16 protein-coding genes and 1 tRNA gene are annotated in these 19,600 nt (G+C 60.3%); 9 read left to right on the forward strand and 8 right to left on the reverse strand.

The genetic code is table 11. The features are described 5' to 3' along the window. Positions 1–84: 84 nt before the first annotated feature. Positions 85–948: a peptidylprolyl isomerase gene (locus CFBP5499_RS18270; protein ID WP_080830208.1), complete on the reverse strand. Its 864-nt coding sequence runs from the start codon at positions 946–948 to the stop codon at positions 85–87. Positions 949–1,191: 243 nt separating this feature from the next. Between CFBP5499_RS18270 and secA the strand changes: the two genes are divergently transcribed. From secA to CFBP5499_RS18295, 5 genes are all read left to right on the forward strand, one after another. After that, entirely contained in the window at positions 1,192–3,900 is a 2,709-nt protein-coding gene (gene secA, locus CFBP5499_RS18275; protein ID WP_080830207.1) for a preprotein translocase subunit SecA, read from the forward strand. A 149-nt stretch (positions 3,901–4,049) separates the two neighbouring features. Further along, the gene (locus CFBP5499_RS18280) at positions 4,050–4,943 is read left to right on the forward strand and encodes a DMT family transporter (RefSeq protein WP_080829522.1); all 894 of its coding nucleotides are present in this window, start codon (positions 4,050–4,052) and stop codon (positions 4,941–4,943) included. A gap of 81 nt (positions 4,944–5,024) precedes the next feature. Continuing rightward, positions 5,025–6,227, forward strand: a complete 1,203-nt coding sequence (mdoC, locus tag CFBP5499_RS18285) for a glucans biosynthesis protein MdoC (RefSeq protein WP_080829521.1) — start codon at positions 5,025–5,027, stop codon at positions 6,225–6,227. A 56-nt stretch (positions 6,228–6,283) separates the two neighbouring features. Beyond that, entirely contained in the window at positions 6,284–7,699 is a 1,416-nt protein-coding gene (gene uppV, locus CFBP5499_RS18290) for a Wzx-type polysaccharide biosynthesis protein UppV (protein WP_080829520.1), read from the forward strand. 8 nt (positions 7,700–7,707) lie between these two features. Beyond that, positions 7,708–8,979 carry a GNAT family N-acetyltransferase gene (locus tag CFBP5499_RS18295; RefSeq protein ID WP_080829519.1) on the forward strand — a complete coding sequence of 424 codons (1,272 nt, stop codon included), beginning with the start codon at positions 7,708–7,710 and terminating at the stop codon, positions 8,977–8,979. A gap of 52 nt (positions 8,980–9,031) precedes the next feature. Here CFBP5499_RS18295 and uppQ read toward each other — a convergent pair whose 3' ends face one another. After that, on the reverse strand, positions 9,032–9,682 hold the full coding sequence (uppQ, locus tag CFBP5499_RS18300) for a polysaccharide biosynthesis GNAT family N-acetyltransferase UppQ (RefSeq protein WP_080829518.1): 651 nt from the start codon (positions 9,680–9,682) through the stop codon (positions 9,032–9,034). Positions 9,683–10,039: 357 nt separating this feature from the next. On the opposite strand from uppQ, the gene CFBP5499_RS18305 reads away from it, so the two are divergent. Further along, positions 10,040–10,124 (forward strand) — tRNA-Leu (locus CFBP5499_RS18305). A 61-nt stretch (positions 10,125–10,185) separates the two neighbouring features. Here the strand turns inward: CFBP5499_RS18305 and CFBP5499_RS18310 are convergent. The 6 genes from CFBP5499_RS18310 to CFBP5499_RS18335 are packed head-to-tail and all read right to left on the reverse strand — an operon-like array spanning position 10,186 to position 16,238. Next, positions 10,186–11,028: an amidohydrolase family protein gene (locus CFBP5499_RS18310; RefSeq protein ID WP_080829517.1), complete on the reverse strand. Its 843-nt coding sequence runs from the start codon at positions 11,026–11,028 to the stop codon at positions 10,186–10,188. Positions 11,029–11,051: 23 nt separating this feature from the next. Then, a complete protein-coding gene (locus CFBP5499_RS18315) occupies positions 11,052–12,041 on the reverse strand; it encodes an aldo/keto reductase (RefSeq protein WP_080829516.1) in 990 nt (329 codons plus the stop codon). Continuing rightward, positions 12,038–13,231 (reverse strand): mannonate dehydratase, encoded by a 1,194-nt coding sequence (uxuA, locus tag CFBP5499_RS18320; RefSeq protein ID WP_080829515.1) that lies wholly within the window; start codon positions 13,229–13,231, stop codon positions 12,038–12,040. Before uxuA ends, CFBP5499_RS18315 begins: the two co-directional genes overlap by 4 nt. 3 nt (positions 13,232–13,234) lie before the next feature. Next, on the reverse strand, positions 13,235–14,707 hold the full coding sequence (locus CFBP5499_RS18325) for a mannitol dehydrogenase family protein (RefSeq protein ID WP_080829514.1): 1,473 nt from the start codon (positions 14,705–14,707) through the stop codon (positions 13,235–13,237). Positions 14,708–14,725: 18 nt separating this feature from the next. Continuing rightward, a complete protein-coding gene (locus CFBP5499_RS18330; RefSeq protein WP_080829513.1) occupies positions 14,726–15,466 on the reverse strand; it encodes an SDR family NAD(P)-dependent oxidoreductase in 741 nt (246 codons plus the stop codon). A gap of 22 nt (positions 15,467–15,488) precedes the next feature. Then, positions 15,489–16,238, reverse strand: coding sequence for a GntR family transcriptional regulator (locus CFBP5499_RS18335; RefSeq protein ID WP_080829512.1), 750 nt, complete (start codon positions 16,236–16,238; stop codon positions 15,489–15,491). Between the two features lie 150 nt (positions 16,239–16,388). On the opposite strand from CFBP5499_RS18335, the gene CFBP5499_RS18340 reads away from it, so the two are divergent. The 3 genes from CFBP5499_RS18340 (at position 16,389) to CFBP5499_RS18350 (ending at position 19,598) form a co-directional block, all read left to right on the forward strand. Continuing rightward, on the forward strand, positions 16,389–17,429 hold the full coding sequence (locus CFBP5499_RS18340; RefSeq protein ID WP_080829511.1) for a sugar ABC transporter substrate-binding protein: 1,041 nt from the start codon (positions 16,389–16,391) through the stop codon (positions 17,427–17,429). Positions 17,430–17,569: 140 nt separating this feature from the next. Then, a complete protein-coding gene (locus CFBP5499_RS18345; protein WP_080829510.1) occupies positions 17,570–18,610 on the forward strand; it encodes an ABC transporter permease in 1,041 nt (346 codons plus the stop codon). Positions 18,611–18,620: 10 nt separating this feature from the next. Further along, entirely contained in the window at positions 18,621–19,598 is a 978-nt protein-coding gene (locus CFBP5499_RS18350; protein ID WP_080829509.1) for an ABC transporter permease, read from the forward strand. Positions 19,599–19,600 lie beyond the last annotated feature (2 nt).

Below are 19,600 nucleotides of genomic sequence, written 5' to 3' on the forward strand. Positions count from 1 at the left end.
GCGCCTGAAATTCTGGAAAGGAGGGTCTGGGAAAGACTGAGATGAAACGGGGCGGCCCATAGCCGCCCCGTGACCTTGATTTTTTTACTGCTGCGGCTGAGCCTGCTGTTCCTTCGTGGCTTCGTCGTAGCCCTTCTTCAGCGTCTCATCCATGATTTCGATCTTCTGCTCAGCCTTTGCCTTCTCGATGAGGGCAACGTATTTGTCACGCATGACAAGCTGACGAACCTGCGGCTCAACCTGCTCGAAAGCCGGCGGCGGCGCGATGCGCTTGTCTTCCAGCTTGATGACGTGGAAGCCGAACTGGGTCTTGATAGGCGTCTTGGTGTAGGCGCCCTTTTCGAGACCGAAAGCGGCTTCTTCGAATTCCGGCACCATGCGGCCCTTGCCGAACCAGCCGAGATCGCCGCCGTCATCCTTGTTGGAATCGGTCGACTTTTCCTTGGCGAGTGCGGCGAAATCCTTGCCCGAATCAAGCTGCTTGACGATGTCCTTGGCTTCATCCTCGCTGGCGACGAGGATGTGGGCGGCCTTGATTTCCTCTTCCTGCGGCAGGGCTGCGACTTCCTTGTCGTAGCGCGCCTTCACTTCGTCAGCGGTGACGGCATCGACCACATGCTTGCGGAAGTAAGCGTTGTGCAGCTCACGGTCCTTGATGAATTCCATGCGCTTCTTGAAATCTTCAGTCTTTTCCAGACCTTCGGCGTCGGCATTCTTCACGAGGAGCTTGACGTCGATCGCGCCGGACAAGGCTGCGACCTTCTTCTGTTCATCGGGAAGCTGCGCGAGCTGCGGATCGAGGTTACCCATGGCGAGGTCGAGTTCGGACTGGTGGATTTCCAGATCGCCGACCTTGGCGACAACCTTGTCTTCCTGTGCAAAAGCCGGAAGCTGGAGGCCGAGCGTGGCCACAATCACCGCAGCCGCAATTTTATTATAGCGCAACATTTTGAACCTTTCGGGGACAATGCCGGCTCCAGACATGGTTTCCGGCTCTGAAAAAACTTCCAAACACCGGATTGTGGCCATTCTGTAACGGGCAGAACCGTTGACATCATTTGCCCCCCCTCTTATCTGTCACGCAACCTCGCGTCCAGATACGTTGAAGGGCGAAGTCCGTCATTTGTTGCTGAAATCAACGTGACGGAGAAAAGCGCCCGCGAAAACGGAATTTCAGAAAGGGCCAGTAAGATGGTCAGTCTCGGCGGAATAGCCCGCAAGTTGTTCGGTTCGGCAAATGAACGCCGCGTCCGCTCCTATAAAAGCAAGATCGCAGCCATCAATGCGCTGGAAGAGGCCACCAAGGCTTTGTCCGATGAGGCGTTGGCGGCAAAGACGGCGGAATTCCGCCAGCAGCTTGCGGATGGCAAGACGCTGGACGATCTGCTGATCCCGGCTTTCGCCGTCGCCCGCGAGGCGTCACGCCGCGTTCTGCACATGCGGCCCTTCGACGTGCAGCTGACCGGCGCCATGATTCTTCATGGCGGCGCCATCGCCGAAATGAAGACGGGTGAAGGCAAGACACTGGTGGCGACCCTTGCGGTCTACCTCAACGCGCTGGCCGGCAAGGGCGTGCATGTCGTCACCGTCAACGACTATCTCGCCAAGCGCGACGCGGCCACGATGAGCAGGCTCTACGGCTTCCTCGGGCTGACGACAGGCGTTATCGTCCACGGCCTGGACGACGACCAGCGCCGCGAGGCCTATGCCTGCGACATCACCTACGCGACGAATAACGAACTCGGTTTCGATTATCTGCGCGACAACATGAAATACGACCGCGCCCAGATGGTGCAGCGCAGCCACAATTACGCGATCGTCGACGAAGTCGACTCGATCCTCGTCGATGAAGCGCGCACGCCACTCATTATTTCCGGCCCGCTGGACGACCGTTCCGACCTCTACAACACCATCGACGCCTTCATTCCGCTTCTATCGCCGGAAGACTACGAAATCGATGAAAAGCAGCGCTCTGCCAACTTCTCCGAAGACGGCACCGAAAAGCTCGAAAACCTGCTACGGCAGGCGGGTCTGCTGAAGGGCGAATCGCTCTACGACATCGAAAATGTCGCCATCGTTCACCACATCAACAATGCCCTGAAGGCCCACAAACTCTTCACCCGCGACAAGGACTACATCGTCCGCAACGATGAAATCGTCATCATCGACGAATTCACCGGCCGCATGATGCCGGGCCGTCGTTATTCGGAAGGCCAGCACCAGGCTCTCGAAGCCAAGGAAAAGGTGCAGATCCAGCCCGAAAACCAGACGCTGTCCTCCGTCACCTTCCAGAACTATTTCCGCATGTATGAAAAGCTGGCCGGCATGACCGGTACGGCATCGACGGAAGCGGAAGAATTCGGCAACATCTACGGCCTCGACGTCATCGAAGTGCCGACCAACCTGCCGATCCAGCGTATCGACGAGGACGACGAGGTCTACCGTACCGGCGAAGAGAAGTTCCTCGCCATCATCACCGAGATCAAGGCGGCGCATGAGCGTGGCCAGCCGGTTCTGGTCGGCACGACATCCATCGAAAAATCCGAGCTTCTGGCCCATATGCTGCGCCAGTCCGGCTTTACCGATTTCCAGGTTCTGAACGCCCGTTACCACGAGCAGGAAGCCTATATCGTTTCGCAGGCCGGTGTTCCCGGCGCTGTCACCATCGCCACCAACATGGCCGGCCGCGGCACCGACATCCAGCTCGGCGGCAACGTCGATATGCGCCTCGAGCGCGAACTGGAAGGCATGGAGCCGGGTCCCGAGCTTGATGCGAAAGAAGAGGCTATCCGCGCCGAGATCAAGGTCTTGAAGGAAAAGGCGCTCGCCGCCGGCGGTCTCTACGTCATCGCCACCGAACGCCATGAAAGCCGCCGTATCGACAACCAGCTGCGCGGCCGTTCCGGCCGTCAGGGCGACCCGGGCCGCTCGAAATTCTACCTGTCGCTTCAGGATGACCTGATGCGCATCTTCGGCTCCGAGCGCATGGACTCGATGCTGCAGAAGCTCGGCCTTAAGGACGGCGAAGCCATCGTCCATCCGTGGATCAACAAGGCGCTGGAACGCGCCCAGAAGAAGGTCGAAGCCCGCAACTTCGAGACCCGCAAGAACCTTCTGAAATATGACGACGTATTGAACGACCAGCGCAAGGTCATCTTCGATCAGCGTCTTGAGCTGATGGAAGCCGACAATATCGGTGAAACCGCCGCCGACATGCGCCACGAGGTCATCGAAGCGCTCGTCACCAAGCATATTCCTGAAAATGCCTATGCCGAACAGTGGGATATCGCCGGCCTGAAGGCGGGCATCGAGCAGTTCCTGAACCTCGACCTGCCGGTGGAGGAATGGGCGAAGGAAGAAGGCATTGCCGAGGACGACATTCTTCAGCGTGTCACCGAAGCGGCCGACAAATACGCCGCCGAACGCGCCGAACGTTTCGGCCCCGAAATCATGACCTATGTTGAACGCTCGGTCATTCTCCAGACGATCGACCATCTGTGGCGCGAACACATCGTCAATCTCGACCATCTGCGCTCTGTCGTCGGTTTCCGTGGTTACGCTCAGCGCGATCCGCTGCAGGAATACAAGGCGGAAGCCTTCGAACTGTTCCAGTCGCTGCTCACCAATCTGCGCGAGGCCGTTACGGCCCAGCTGATGCGCGTGGAACTGGTGCAGCAGGAACCGCAGCAGCCTGAACTGCCTGAGATGACCGCCCATCATCTCGACCCCGTCACCGGTGAGGACGAGATGTCACAGGGCATTCCGGCCGCTTTAGTGCCAGCCGAGGAACGCGATCCGAACAATCCCGCCACCTGGGGCCGTATCGGGCGCAATGAAATGTGCCCCTGTGGTTCCGGCAAGAAATACAAGCACTGCCACGGCGTTTACGAACAGGCGTAAAAGGCCAAGACTTTATGCCAGAAATCGGTCGCCCGTAACGCAGGTTACGGGCGATTTTGTTTTCGCCGGATAGTTGCTGCCGGTCGGGGTGTTGACTGGTATCGGCACTTTCCATATGGGAGCCGGATCATCTTGCGGAAACTGCTTTCATGGCCCCTCGCGATCTTGCCGCCTATATTTTTCTCGCGATTACGTGGGGCGTATCTTTCCTGCTGCTTCTCCATGTCGTTGCGGCCTTCGGCTGGATCGGCGCAGTCACGCTTCGCTCGATCATAACCGCTGTCGCCCTTTTTCTCATTGCGCGGGCGGCACGCCGGAAGCTGGCCTTTTCCGCCAGCTGGCGCGCTTTCGCAATCGTCGGCGCAACGACGGTTGCCGGGCAACTGATTGGTCTGTCCTACGCGACGCCTCAGATCGGCACTGCGATGGCAGCAATATTGGTGGCGACGATTCCGCTTTTTTCGATGCTCATCTCGCAGATTTGGGGTCTGGAACGTCTGACGCGGCAGGGCATTGCCGGTCTCGTCATCGGCTTTGCCGGCATCGTTCTGCTCGTCGGTTTTCCCGCTGTTCCCGTCACTTCAGGCTTTATCATCGGCTGTGCTGCCGCTGTCGCCGCCTGCATCTGCGCCGCCTATGGCAGCAATTTTGCGAGCCTGCACCTCAAAGGGGTTGGATCCTGGGAAATCACCATCGGTTCCTTCCTGACAGGCGGCCTGATGACCCTGCCGCTTCTTTTCGCGGTGCCCTTGCCCGGAACGCCTGATCTCGTCGATTACGGTTATCTTCTGATACAGGCAGTCGTCATGAGCGGCCTGACCTACATCACCTATTTCAAGCTGGTCTCCTCGATCGGCGCGACCAAGGCGATCAGCGTCGAATTCGCCGTGACCGTGGTGGCCGTCCTCGTCGGCGCCCTGGTGCTCGATGAGCCGCTTTCGCTTCCCCAGCTCTTCGGCGCTGGCATCATCATTTTCGGCTGCGCGCTGGTGCTCGACCTTCTGCCCAAGAAAAAAGCTCCACCCACACCCTCCGGTGCGTGAAGAGTTTATTAGCATTTTCCACCAATAGTCGTGTTGGTCGTCACGGAGCACGCGGGATCGCGTTTTCGGCGCGGGGGAAAAATGCAACCGGGCAAGTCAGACTATGAGCATTACTGGGACCCTCTCAGGGCGCTCCTGATGCTGCTCGGCATCCCCTATCACGCCTCCCTGCTCTACAGCCACGTTCTACCCTGGGACATCAAGGATTTCGAGACCAGCCCGCTTCTGAGTGCACTCGGTGCAGCACTCGTCACCTTCCGCATGCCGGCATTTTTTCTGGTGGCGGGATATTTCTCCACCATGGTCATCGGCAAGAAGGGCAAGATGCGCTGGCTGAGGCAGCGTTTCCTGCGCCTCGGCCTGCCCTTCACCGTGGCCCTGCTTCTCCTCGGACCATTGCAGTTGTTCCTGCTGCAGCTTGCCGGTGTCGCCAAAGGCGATATTCCTGTCGACCATCTGCTGGAGAGCCTGCCCGGCTTGCTGCGCCCGAGCGAACAGTGGATCATGCATCTGTGGTTCCTGCCGGCCCTCATTGCCTATTCGGTCCTGCTGGCAGCTCTCCTGTTTCTGGCGGAACACCCGCCATTTACCCGTGTCCGAAACTGGTTCGACAGGCTGCAGCAGCGGCACACCACCCTGTTTTTCGCATCACTCTGCGCCCTCCCGGTTCTGTGGGAGTTGATGATCTATGGTTCCGGCCTGCTGGCGGCAAGCAGCGGAAGCAGGCTTTTCCTTCTTTATGAGCGTGCCTCCGATCCCTATGCCCGCTACCTGCCCTTTTTCCTGATCGGCGCGCTGCTGCACCGTAATCGCGCTCTTTTTCACCAATTCCGCCAGACAGGTCTTCTCACCGGTATCGTCGCTTTGGGCAGTGTTGGCGCGGCGGTGACATTGCGCCTGCAACATCCCTTTTCGACTTCGGCCCTGCTGGTGCTGGTTTCTGCCATTGCGGCGGTGGCGGCGAGCCGCCTGTTGATCGACCTTGCCTGCCGCTATTTCGACAGGCCGAGCGCACTTGCGAGACGCATGACGGATGCGTCCTTCACCATATATCTGTTTCATCATCCGCTGATTTACACCTTTGGCATCCTCTTCATCCTGATAGCACTGCCGCCGATCCTGGAATTCGCGATCATCGTCACAGCCACCACGGTAACGGCCTATATGCTGCATCAGGCGATACGCCGGAGCCCGCTCGCGCTTTTCCTGCTCAACGGCATCCGCAGGCCACGCGGGGTGGACGATATCGGCACACAGGCCGGGGCCTCCCAAACCCTTCGTTAAGGATAAGCATCTACAGTCGAACTGCCTATTCAACTGGAAATGATGGCGTGTGGATCATGGCTATCCTCAACACGGCGGAAAAAGCCTTACCCGCAGGCCTGCGCGCAAAGCTTGCGCCGCTGGGAGCGAAAGTCGCCGTCCTTCTTTCCGGAAGAGATGAGGTTTCGCGCGCGCAACGCATGGCGCTCGTCGCCTTTGCGGTGCGCATCGTCAGCGCCGGCATCGCCTTCATTTCCCAGATCATCCTTGCCCGCCTGATGGGTGAATTCGAATATGGCCTCTTTGCCTTTGTCTGGGTTCTGGTGATCCTGTTCGGCAACCTTTCCTGTCTCGGTTTTCATACGACCGTGATCCGATTTTTACCCGGCTACCGTCTGGAGGAGGCCCATGACAAAATCATGGGGCTGACGTCGACAGCCCGCATCTTCGCGATGCTTGCCGCCAGCGCGCTTGCAATTTTCGGTTTCGTTTTCCTGTATTTCTTCGGCGAGCGCATCGCTTCCTATTATCTCATCCCGGTTGCGCTCGCACTTTTCACCCTGCCGATGGTGGCGTTGGGCGATGTACTGAACGGCACCGCGCGTGCCAATGGCTGGGCCGTCTCCGCGCTCAGCCCCACCTATATCGTCCGTCCAGTACTGATCCTGCTGTTCATGCTGACCGCCATCGGTTTCGGCGCGGCAAAGACCGCAACGACCGCCATGCTGATGGCCCTCCTTGCCACCTATGTCACCACGCTTTTCCACTTCGCCTTCATGAACCGCCGGCTCAACCAGCATTTTCGCAGTGCTGCCCGCAGGGTTCATTTCCGTCACTGGATAAGGTTCGCCTTCCCGATGTTCCTGATCGATGGCATCGGTTTCCTGATGACCAATTCCGATGTGGTGATTGTCGGCCTCTACCTGGCACCCGATCAGGTCGGCATCTATTTTGCCGCGGCAAAAACCATCGTGCTGATGCAATTCGTTTTTTTCTCCGTGCAGGCGGCCGCTGCACCACGCCTCGCCGCCCTGATGTCGGCCAATGATCGCCAGGGGCTTGCGGCTTTCGCCGGCCAGGCCGCACGCTGGGCTTTCTGGCCATCGCTCGCCGTTGGTAGCGTGGTGCTTCTGGCCGGCCCGTTTCTGCTCTCGCTGTTCGGCCCGGGCTTCGTCCAGGGTTACCAGCTGATGTTCTTCCTTTTTGCCGGTTTCCTCGCCAAAGCGATGATCGGCCCGGGAGAAACCCTGCTGAATATGGCCGGCAAACAAAAACTTTGCGTTGTGCTTTATATAATCATCTTCGGTTGCAACATTGCACTCAACATGGCGCTCATTCCGGTCTATGGTCTGGCAGGGGCCGCGGCGGCGGTGGCAATAGCCATGTGCATAGAAGCTGTGCTATTGCATATTGCCATTCGCCGCACACTCGGGATCGTCCTTTTTGCCTTCAACGATCCCCGGGCGGGTCAAGACACTGGGAAGGCGGTGTAACGATAAGCATGTCCAGCGATCCAAAGAATCCGGATTTTCAGGACCCGCGCATCGCGGCGCTGATGGCGTCTGCGGAGCGTGATCGTCCCGCGGCAGACAGCAGCCGGCGCGTTGGACGCGATGGCCGGGAATTCTGCATCTATCCGGGTCAGCTCGGTTACGACATGCAGGAAGAACTCGACTTCCTGTCCAACCGCGTCATGGAGGCGAATGTCTTCTTCACCGGGCGGCTTCTCGCGCCCGCTATGCCGCGCATCGAAGACAAGTCCGTGCGCTTCGCCCTCATTCGCGACGAGAACGGCGCCAGAAGCCGCATGCGCTTTCTGATGCCCTTTACCGTGGAAAAGCCGGGTTTTTCCATCGGTCCTTCCATCATTCGCGTCTGGGCAAATCCGTTCGGGCCGCTCGGCACGCCGCTGGTCGATACCGAAGGGGCGGCTGAAACCCTCGATAATCTCTTCGACGCCCTTTCCGACCCGAACATGCGTCTGCCGAATGTTCTTGTCCTGCCGGATGTGCGGCTGGAAGGGCCGTTTGCGCGCATGTTCAGGGCCATCGCGCTCAGCCGCAACCTGCCGGTGACGACAACGAGCAATTATCACCGTCCGATGCTGGAAAGTCTCCTTGATGGCAGGGCCTATCTGCGCAACGCCCTTGCGCCACACCACCTGCGCGAAATGAGCAGGCAGTGGCGTCAGCTCGAAAAGCTTGGGTCCCTCTCCTACAGCGTGACCCGCCAGCCGAAGGATGTGCGCTACCGCATGGAGGAATTTCTGGCGCTGGAGGCGAGTGGCTGGAAGGGCCGCAAACGCACCGCGCTGGTCAACGACCGGTATCGCGCCGCCTTCGCCCGTGAGGCGATCACCAACCTGGCCGAAGCCGATGCCGTTCGTATCCACACCATCGATCTCAATGGCAGCGCCATCGCATCCATGGTGGTCTTCATCACGGCCGGCGAAGCCTATACGTGGAAAACCGCCTTCGACGAAAACTATTCGCAATATTCGCCCGGCAAGCTGCTGGTGCAGAAACTGACAGACTGGCATCTGGACGACGCCAATATTCTGCGCAGCGACAGCTGCGCGGTGCCAGATCATCCGATTATGAGCCGCTTCTGGCAGGAACGACAGGAAATGGGCACCCTGGTCGTCGGCCTGACCCAGAACAGCGACCGCGACGTGCGGCAGGTTTCCACGCAGGTGGACATGTACCGCAACACCCGCAACCTCGCCCGCAGCCTGCGGCAAAAGATCCTGTCCTTCGGACGCAAGGGCAACTGATCCGAAGGACGCCGGGGCGCCCTTCGGATATGGTCGGCAAATGAGGCCGGTTTCAGCGCGAGGCCGTCCGGATCATCTTGCACAATTGCGTCAGGGCTGCATCATATCCGCCACCCAGAATATCGACACAGCGACGCGCGAGTTTGATCTGCTCGGTCCGTGACATGTCGTTATAGGCCTGTATGGCATTGCGCATGGCGCCGGGCGATACGTTGCCGGGATTTTGCGGATTGTTTGGATTGCCAGGATTGTTAGGATTGTTAGGATTGCCGGGATTGCCCGGCGAACGAGAACCGCCAATGCCAAGTCCGACATCAACGCCCAGACCGCGTGATCCGCCGACATTGGCTCCGACATTGGCGTTGACTCCGTTGGAGCCGCCAACGGAGGCATTCACGCCGGCATTGACCCCGCTGGAACCACCAACGGATGCGTTGACATCCGCATTGACCCCATTGCTGCCACCGACCGAAGCGTTGACATCCGCGCCCAGCCCGCCGCCGCTCCGGCCGCCGACATCCGCGCTGGCATTGACACCGCCGCTACCGCCAACGGAAGCGTCGACCCCGAGACCACCGCTACCGTTACCACCCACGCTGGCATTAACCCCATTCTCTCCACCGATCCCGATATCCAGTGCATGGGCATTGACCGGCAAGATCAGGCAGGCAGACAGTAACAAATTGCGAGAAAGAGCCCTCATAATTTCCTCCCTATGAGTTTGGCTACTCCCGCCCCGCGTGGAAACTCCACCTCAGGATTATAGTTTCAATTAGTAATTGCGTATATACTAATTTATTAGAGATATCTAAAATTATCGGAATGATTCAATCCTGGGTGTATCGTTTTGGAACGGATGCGGCCGATTGAAGCGCCCGCCTCGCGGCAATTCTGCCGAATTTCTTTCGGAGAACGGCCGTTATTTCGCCCTATCTCGCAGCGCACATCCATACCGTTTCGCCTGGCAAATTTCCCGCTTTTGGGCTTGCACGCACGGTCTCGCCCGTGATAGACGCCGTGGCATTGCCTCAGTGACCTGAATCACAATCGGCAGCGAAATGCGGGTGTGGTGGAATTGGTAGACGCGCCGGACTCAAAATCCGGTTCCGAAAGGAGTGTCGGTTCGAGCCCGACCACCCGCACCACCTCTAATGATTTGCATGACATTATGGGCATGATCTAGGCCATCCACGGTCGGGCATCGCCCTACGCCGCCAGATAAAATCGTCTGGCATTTCCGTGACCGATCGATGCCTGCTCATCCGGCGAAAGCGCCGACAGAAACTCCCTCGTCATGGCGATCCATTCCGGCAAGCCGGAGCCGAGATCGACCACCGGCCAGTCGCCGCCCCAGACCATTCTTGCCGGGCCGAACAGGTTCAATACGGTTTCCACATAAGGCCTCACGCTTTCCAGCGTCGCTTTCCCCGGCGCACAATAGGCGGTGACACCGGAGAGCTTGACGGAGAGATTGGGCAGGCTGGCCAGATCGGTCATGCGCTCGCTCCAGCCGGGAAAATCGTTCCCGGCGATGTCAGGCGTGCCGCAATGGTCGAGCATGAAGCGGACGTCGGGGCAGGCCCGGACGAGCTCGGCGGCAATGGCGAGCTGGCGGGAGTGAAAGCACAGATCGACCGACCATCCGGCCCTTCCGATCTTGCGCACGTTCCGCCGGTAGTTTTCCGCACGGCTGGTATCGTCGGGCATGACTTGCAGGATACGCCGGAAGCCGACCACGTTGAGGCGGCGACACTCCTCCAGCCAGGCGTCGAAACCCCGGTCCGTCTCCGGCCGGCAGCTGGCGATCTGGCCGAACATCGGCAAGGCGCCCTCCCCAACCATGCCAGCGATAAGACGGGCCTCCGCCCGATAATCGCCGTCGTCGACCCCACTCTCCATGAAGATCGTGCCGATGACGCCGCTGCCCTCGACAAGGGCCGCATAATCCGCCCGGGTGAAGCTTCCTGCAAGGCTCGGCTCCCCGCGCGTCCAGGCATAACCGAGTTTGCCCCGCAAGATCAGATGCTGGTGGGTATCAATCAGGTCCATGGCGTCCTCCTCCCTGTCCTCGGTCAATCTTCAAGAGCGAGCGCGTCAAAACCCGCCCAGGCGGCGTCCGGCACGGCTGTTTCGAAAATGGATAGATTGCGCCGGAGACTGTCCGGTTTCGCCGTGCCGATCAGCACGCTGGCGACATCGGCGTTTTGCAGCGGAAAATGCAATGCCGCGGCCGCAAGTGCCACGCCGTGGCTGGCGGCGTGGGCCTCCATGGCGCGCACCCGCTCCATGACTTCAGGTGCAGCCTCAACGTAATTGAAGGTCGCACCCGGCCTTGCCCCGGTTGCAAGAATGCCCGAGTTGAAGACACCGCCGATGATGAGCGACGTGCCGGTTTCCGCACAACGCCCAAGCAGCCGTGCTGCCGCCGAACGGTCGAGCAGCGTATAGCGGCCCGCCAGAAGGATGCAGTCGATTTCGTCGATTTCCATCAGGTTCAGGCAGGCCGGAACCTCGTTCACGCCGAGGCCGAACGCGCCGATCTTGCCTTTCGCCTTCAATTCGTGCAGCGCCTCGATGCCGCTTTCGGTGAATATCCCGAAATGATGGCGATAGGCTTCCTCTCCCAGAGTGGTCACCTCCAGATCGTGGACATAGAGAATATCCACGGAGCCGAGGCCAAGCCGGGCAAGGCTCTGCTCGTGCGAGCGCATGATGCCATCATAGCTGTAGTCGTATTCCACCACGAAAGGTAGCGCTTCGACGAAACCGTAATCCGGTGTGACACCCTCTTCAGCCGGCTTCAGGATCCGCCCGACCTTGGTGGACAGCACGAATGCATCACGCGGTTTCGTCTGGAGGAAATCCCCGATACGGCGCTCCGAAAGGCCCTGCCCGTAATAGGGCGCGGTATCGAAGTAGCGGATACCGGCGTCCCAGGTGGTCTGCAGCGTCGCCATCGCATCCTCGCGGCTGACACTGCGATAGAGATTGCCGATACCGGCTGCGCCGAAGGAAAGCTCGCTCAGCGACAGTCCTGTGCGTCCAAGTTTGCGGGTCTTCATGCGGCAGCCTCCTCGCGCCGCAGCTGGCGCTCGACGGTTCGGATGACACCACGGAGTTCGCCCAGACCCTTCATGCGGCCGATATAGGAATATCCGGGGTTGGTCTTTTTGGTGATGTCGTCGCCCAGCAGATGGCCGTGGTCCGGCCGCATCGGAATATCGGTCCTTCGGCCGGCCCGGGCGGCGGCCCGCTCCTCGCGCAACAGCGCCTCGATGACGCCGATCATGTCGGTTCCGCCATCCAGATGATCGTCCTCGAAGAAAGAACCATCTGCTTCGACGGTGACATTGCGCAGATGGGCGAAATTGATGCGGGATGCGAATTCCTGTGCCATTGCCACGAGATCATTATCGCTGCGGGCACCGTAGGAGCCGGTGCAGAGGGTGATGCCGTTGTTCGGGCTTTCAACGGCCGACAGGATGGCGCGGATATCGGCAGGTGTTGAGACCACGCGCGGCAGGCCGAACAGGGAGAATGGCGGATCATCCGGGTGGATGCCGAGATGCACGCCCACCTCTTCCGCCACCGGCACGACCTCCCGCAGAAAGGCGAGAAGATTGCCCTGCATGGTCGCGCTGTCGATACCATCGAATGAAGCAATCAGCGCGGCGATGGATTGGCGCGTCTGCACCAGCGCGCCGCCCGGCAGACCGGCGATGATGTTGCGCTCCAGAAGCGACTGCTCCTCTTCGCTCATTTTCGCGAAACGCGCTTCAGCCCGCGCCACCAGTGCGGGATCGTAATTTTCGGCCGCACGGGCACGCTTCAGGATGAAGACGTCATAGGCGACGAAATCCGCCATTTCGAAGCGCAGCGCCAATCCGGTGTTGCGCGCCTGCCAGCGCAGATTCGTGCGCGTCCAGTCCACGACAGGCATGAAATTATAGCAAACGACGGGAACGCCGGCGCGGCCGAGACGGACGAGCGTATCCTTCCAGCGCGCGATCGCCTTCGAAGCATCGGCGTCGCCGCGCTTGATGGACTGTTCCATCGGAATGGATTCGCAGACACTCCATTCCAGACCGGCCGCCTCGATCATCGCCTTGCGTTTGGCGATCTCTTCCGCCGGCCACGCGGTGCCGTCGGGAATCTGGTGCAGCGCCGTCACAACGCCGCTCGCACCCGTCTGCCGCACATGCTCAAGGGTGATCGGGTCCGATTCACCGAACCAGCGCCAGGTTTCCTTCATAGTCTACTCCTCCGAAAAATGCCGTTCGATGGCGCCGAGCGCGCCGTATTGGACGATATCGCGATAGGCGGCCCGAAGCGTCGTGACGAATGCTCCGTCGTTCTGCCATTCAGGCCCGAAGACGCGACGGAACGTTAAAAACCGGTCGATGATTGCGTCCGTGTCCTCGCCGTTGCCAGTGGGAGTGCCCCATTCCGCAAAAGCCGGATCGGCCATGGTGATTGGCTCTCCCCGCTCGTTCAGCACCGCGCAGGATCGTATCCACATGGCGACGGCAAAAAGGGCGGCCGCATCAGGCGCGCCTGCGGCACGCAGTTCCGCCAGCGGTGCAAGAATGCGTTGCGGCACTTTCTGTGAGGCGTCCGAAGCGATCTGCGCGGCGCGGTGGCGAAGTGCCGGGTTGGCAAAACGCAGGCGCAGGCCGGCGACATAGTCCGGGCCGCTGACGGCCGGGCTCAAGGTCGAGCCGACCTCCCGCCAGTAACGGTCGATGTAACCGCGCACCCGCGGATCGGCGTAGATATCGGCGATCGTCTCCAGTCCGCTGCATTGCCCGATCGCAGCCATGGCCGTGTGGGCGCCGTTCAGCATCCTGAGCTTCATATGCTCATAGGGCTCGACATCATCGACAAGTTCGGCGCCCGACAACTCGATGCCGGGGCGGCCATGCGGAAAGCGATCCTCGATCACCCAGCGGAAATAGGGTTCCGCAATCACCGGCCAGGCATCCTCGCAGCCGAGACGCGTCGCCACCCGCTCGCGGTCGGTTGCGGTGGTCGCAGGCACGATGCGGTCCACCATGACACAGGGGCAGGAGAGATTTTCCGTAATGAAAGCAGCGAGGTCCTTATCCGCCAGACCAGCCATCTCCACCAGAAGCCGGTGCAGGATGCGGCCATTGGACGGGAGATTATCGCAGGAGAGCAACGTCAGCGGCACGGCCCCGGCGGCGCGCCGGCGCCTTGTCGCTTCCAGCAGAAAACCGAGCGCCGAACGGGGCCTTTGCGGATGTTCCAGATCATGAACAACATCGGGATGATCGCGAAGAAGCGCAGCCGCCGACAGATCGGCGAGATAGCCTTTTTCCGTGACGGTCAAAGTGACGATCCTGACCCGCGGATCGGCCATGGCCTGCAGCAGCCGTTCCGGCTCTTCCGGGGCAACGATGGTCTCGAGGATGGAGCCGACGATCCGCAGCGTCTCGTTTTCGCCGTCGCGCAGGCAGAAAGTGTAGAGATTGTTCTGCGGCGCAATTGCATCACGGGTATCCGGGCTGCGCAGCGAGGCAGCGACGATACCCCAGCCCGTTTCGCCGCGCGCGAGGCAATCATCGATGAACACGGCCTGATGAGCACGGTGAAAAGCGCCGACGCCGAGATGGACGATGCCCGGTGTAACCGCTTTACGGTCATAGGCGGGTAAAAGCACGTCTTGCGGCAGATGGGAGAGCGCAAGGGAAGAAAGACGATTGGTCACGTTTGTTATCTCCGTATCTCAGCCGAATTGCAGGCCGCCATTCATGTCAACGACCGTTCCGGTCATAAAGCCGGACAGCGGCGAGGCAAGGAACCGCACGGCATGCGCCACTTCCTCCGGCTGGCAGAAGCGTCCGACGGGAATGGCTGCGAGCTGTCGCTGACGGTCTTCTTCCGATAATTGCTCCATGATCATCGGCGAAACCACATAGGCCGGCGCTACCGCATTGGCAGTGACGCCGAAGGGCGCGAGTTCACGAGCGGAGGAATAGGTGAGGCCTACCATTGCCGATTTCGACACCGAATAGGCCGTGCCCGCCGTCAGGCCGCCTGACTTCCATGCATAAGACGAGATGTTGATCAGCCGCCCCCAGCGGTTTTCCTTCATGGCGGGAACGACGGCCTGCGTCAGCAGCAGGGCGGCATCGAGATTGACGGCCATCAGCCTGTGCCATTCTTCAAGCGTGGTCGCGGCCAGTTTGTGCGGTGAAAGCACACCGGCATTGTTGACGAGAATGTCGATGACCTCGAAACGGCCAGCAATATCCTTCATGACGGCCTGCAGCGCCGCCGCATCACCCAGATCGACGGCGATGGGATCGCAGGCACCGCCAAAGCCCTCCGCGAGTGCCGTCACAGCCTCGATATCGCGATCGAAGGCGATCACCCTTGCCCCTTGCGCCACCAGCGCCATAACCACGGCGCGGCCGATGCCGCCGCACGCGCCCGTCACGAGCGCGGTCTTGTGTTTCAGTTCCATTCTGTCTCCTCCACGTCCATTATCAAATGGACAAATGCTTGCGCTCTTCTTCGGGCAGCTGTTCGTAGATCACGAAAACCATATCCAGATGTGTCACCAGAGCCTTTTCCGCGCCGTCGGCATCGCCCCGGTCGAGGGCGTCGACGACCGCCAGGTGCTCCTCGATCACGGCGGGCAGGCGCTCGGGTTTCGCCCAATAACGATGGAACCGCGAAAGCGTCACCTTGGCGGCAAGGATTGCCTGCCAGACGCCCTCGCGGCCGGAAAACGTGCCGAGCAACCGGTGAAACGCCTCGTCGGCATGGAAAAAGCCGTTGGCGTCATTGGCGGCGATGACCCTTTCCTGCTCGGCGATGACATCCCGCATTGTCCGGCTCATCTCTTTCGTCCATCGCGGCGCGACCTCGCGTAGCAGCGCCACTTCGAGCGAACGGCGGATAAAATGGCTGTCCTGAATTTCACCGAGCCTGATCGGTGCAACAAAGCTGCCGAGTTGCGGATAGACATCCACAAGCCCTTCTTCCGACAGGCGCTGGATGGCCGCGCGCACCGGCGTGCGTGACACGGAAAACTGACGGCAGATGGAGTTCTCGCTGATCGGCGCACCGGGCGCGAGGCGGACCTCGACAATCGCTTCGCGCAGCGCCGCGTGAACCTGATCGGCCACGGAGCCATAGCGATTGACCACGAGCTCCACGCTTTCGATTCCCGGGCCTGAGGCCTCCTGATGGCCGCCGCGTCCGGCAAAGCCGGCACTGGTGTTTTTCGTCATGAGCGCTCCCCTTGAAAGGCCGTCGTGAAAATCTCATTGCTACTTGGATACAAGTATACTAGGGTCCGCAGTGCTTACGCAAGCCGGCTGTTGGGAGAAAGAGCGATTGAGGGAGGTTTCCAGTCGCTTTTTGCAGAGGCAGACCGTTTCATGGAGGAGAAAAACATGACGCATTTCATGCGCAGCCTCGTCGCTGCCGCAATCATCGGCGCTGGAGCCTGCGGTGTTGCGCAGGCCGCGGATCCAAGCAAGATCGCCCTCGTGCCGGGTGGTCCGCACCCCTATTTCGCCGCCTGGGAACAGGCCGGCAAGGACGCCGCCAAGGATTTCGGTCTGGCGGGCGCGGATTATAAAGTACCGCAGAAATGGGAACTGGCGCAGCAGAACCAGCTTCTCGAAAGCCTTCTGAGCCAGGGTTATAACGGCTTCCTGATTTTCCCCGGCGATCCCGTCGGCGCGGTCTCCACGGCCGAAGAACTGACCGGCAATGGCGCCAATGTGATTGCCGGCGCCGGCTGCTTCAAGGACCCTTCGCCCGCCGCTTTCTGCCTTGGCACCGACACCGGCAATTCGGCCTATCTCGGCACCAAGGAGCTCATCAAGGCGATGGGAACGGGCAAAAAACGCATCGCCCATTTCACCGGCTTCCTTGTTGACCCAAACACCCAGCTTCGTATCGACGCCGTTAAAAAGGCAGCAGATGAAGCCGGCGCTGAAGTCGTTCAGGTCATTGCCGACATTGACGCGCCCGAACCGGCGGAAGAAAAGATCAGCGCTTACCTTGCCGCCCACGCCTCCGAAGTGGACGGCATCGTGACAACGGCCTGGGTTCCGGCGGTCGTTGCCGCCAACGCGCTGCGCAAGATCGGCGACAAGCGAATCCACATGGTCGGCATCGACCACGACGAAGTGGTGCTGAAGGCGATCAAGGACGGTTTCGTTGACGGCACGATGCTGCAGAACCCCTATGGTCAGGGTTACATCGGCTCCTTCGCGCTGAGCAAATTGCAGGCCGGCTGCAAGGTGAAGGAAGATGCACCGTTCAAGTCGAACGCGCTGACGACCAAGTTCATCGATTCCGGCACCGCCTATGTCGATGCCGGCAAGGTCGACAACTATATCGACGCCATGCGCGCCGAGACCAAAAAACTGCTCGCAAACTTCGATACGACGTATCTTAGCTGCAAATAAGCGAGCCCTTTGCGGTTTCCGGGCGGCTGAAGGCCACGCCCGGCCACCAATGCCGCCGGAAGCCCCTCTTCCGGCGGCAGCGCAACGTCGAGGCGAACCGCGAAGGTTGCCTCGGGCCGAACCAATGCCGGGACAGTTTCATGACCGTGAACGATAGTTTGCTCACAAAAGGCGAGCAGGAGGCAGACGAACGAATGGGTTCCAGCCTTTCGCAAAGCCGTTTTTTCCTTACCAATGAATTCGGCCTCATTCTGCTGATCGCCGTCTTCGCCGTCATTTTCGGCGTGGCGGCCAGCGGCTTCCTTTCGCCTTTCAACCTGTTCACGCTCGGCCGAAGTGCTGCGATCAACATCATGATCGGCCTGTCGATGATGGCGGTGATCGTGACCGGCGGCCTCAATCTCGCCGTTGGAGCGATCGGCGTCTCGGCGGCCATGGCCTGCGGTTATCTGATCGAGGTGCTGAGCGTGCCCTGGCCGCTCGCAATCCTCGGCGGCCTCGCCACGGGCGCAGCACTCGGTTTCATCAATGGCTGGACTGTCATCCGCACGGGATTGCACAGCTTCATCATCACACTCGCCACCATGAGCATCTTTTTCGGGGTGATGATCTTCCTGACGCGGGCCGAGGCCTATCGCGGCCTGCCACCGATCTTCGCCGCCTTCGGCAAGATGAAGCTCGCGACCTATTTCTCGCCGCTGCTTCTCGTCACGCTCGCAACCGCACTTGCACTTTCCTTTCTCTACCGACGCACGGTTCTCGGCCGCGAAATGCTGGCGGCAGGCGCACGCCCGGAAGCGGCGGAATTATCCGGTATTCGCATCGACCGCATCTTCATTGCCTGTCATATGCTGTCGGGCCTGCTTGCCGCACTTGCCGCCCTGATGCTGGTGACGCGCACGGGTGCCGCCATCCCATCCATGGCCGGCCAGCTCGGGCAGGACTGGCTTTTGCCCGCCTTTCTAGGCCCCGTCCTCGGTGGCACCCTGTTGCAGGGTGGCAAGGTTTCGGTGCTCGGCACCTGTCTCGGCGCACTTTTGGTCACCATGCTGACCAGCGGCCTGCTGCTGCTCCAGCTCGGCGAATTCTGGGTCCAGACATTTCTTGGCCTGCTGCTGTTGCTGGCGGTTTTGATGGACAAGGCGCGGCGAAGCTATCTCGCCCGGCGTAATCTGGCTTGAGGACTGGACGATGACAACCGACAACACCCTTCTGCGCCTTGCCAGAACCGACTGGTTCGGCCCCCTGCTGGTCACGGTGCTGGCAATTGTGCTGATCCGTGGCTTCAGCCCCAACTTCCTGTCTTCCTTCAATATTCAGATTCTGCTTCTGGCAATCGCAGTCAATACGCTCATCGCCTTTTCGCAGATGATCATCATCGCCATCGGCCAGATGAACCTCTCCGTCGGCGCCATCGGCGGCCTTGCGGCAATCTCCTTTGCGGGCCTGATGCAGGTCTGGGGGCTTCCGGCACCGGCGGCTGCCATTGCCGCGGTGCTGATCGGCATTGTCTGCGGCATGCTCAACGGCCTGCTGATTGCCATCACCGGCATTTCCGCTTTCGTCATCACGCTGGCGACACTGTCGATCTACAAGGGCATCAACCTCGGCATCACGCGGGCGGAGCCATTCTACGGCGTGCCGGAATCGGTGAAGGCCTTCGGCTCGGCGCTGCTTGTCGGACCTGTTCCGTGGCTCGCAGCACCAACCATCATCATCGCACTGGCGCTGTGGTTCATGCTGCGTCGTCAACCGATAGGCCGCTTCATCCTTGCGATTGGCGGCAACAGCCATGCGGCGGAGCTTTCCGGCATTTCGGTCCGCACGACGATGATCGTGGCTCACGGCATCTCCGGCCTTCTGGCGTCGGTCGCTGGCATTCTGCTCGTCTCCCGGCTGCAGATCGGCCAGCCCTCCATCGGCGATGACTGGCTCATCCTGTCCTTTGCCGCCCCCGTCATCGGCGGCGCCGTGCTGGCCGGCGGCCATGTCAGCGTCGGGGCAACCCTGCTCGGCGTCGTCATCGTGGCCATCATCACCCAGGCGCTCGTGTTGTTTTCCATCGATCCGTTCCTCGTGCAGGTCGTGCTTGGCGCGATGATCCTCGCCGCCGTCGGCATCAATCGCCTGCGCGAAACGCATCTCGGCAAAAAAACAGGGAAGGCCTGACA

This window comes from Agrobacterium tumefaciens (genome assembly GCF_005221325.1).
GTDB lineage: Bacteria > Pseudomonadota > Alphaproteobacteria > Rhizobiales > Rhizobiaceae > Agrobacterium.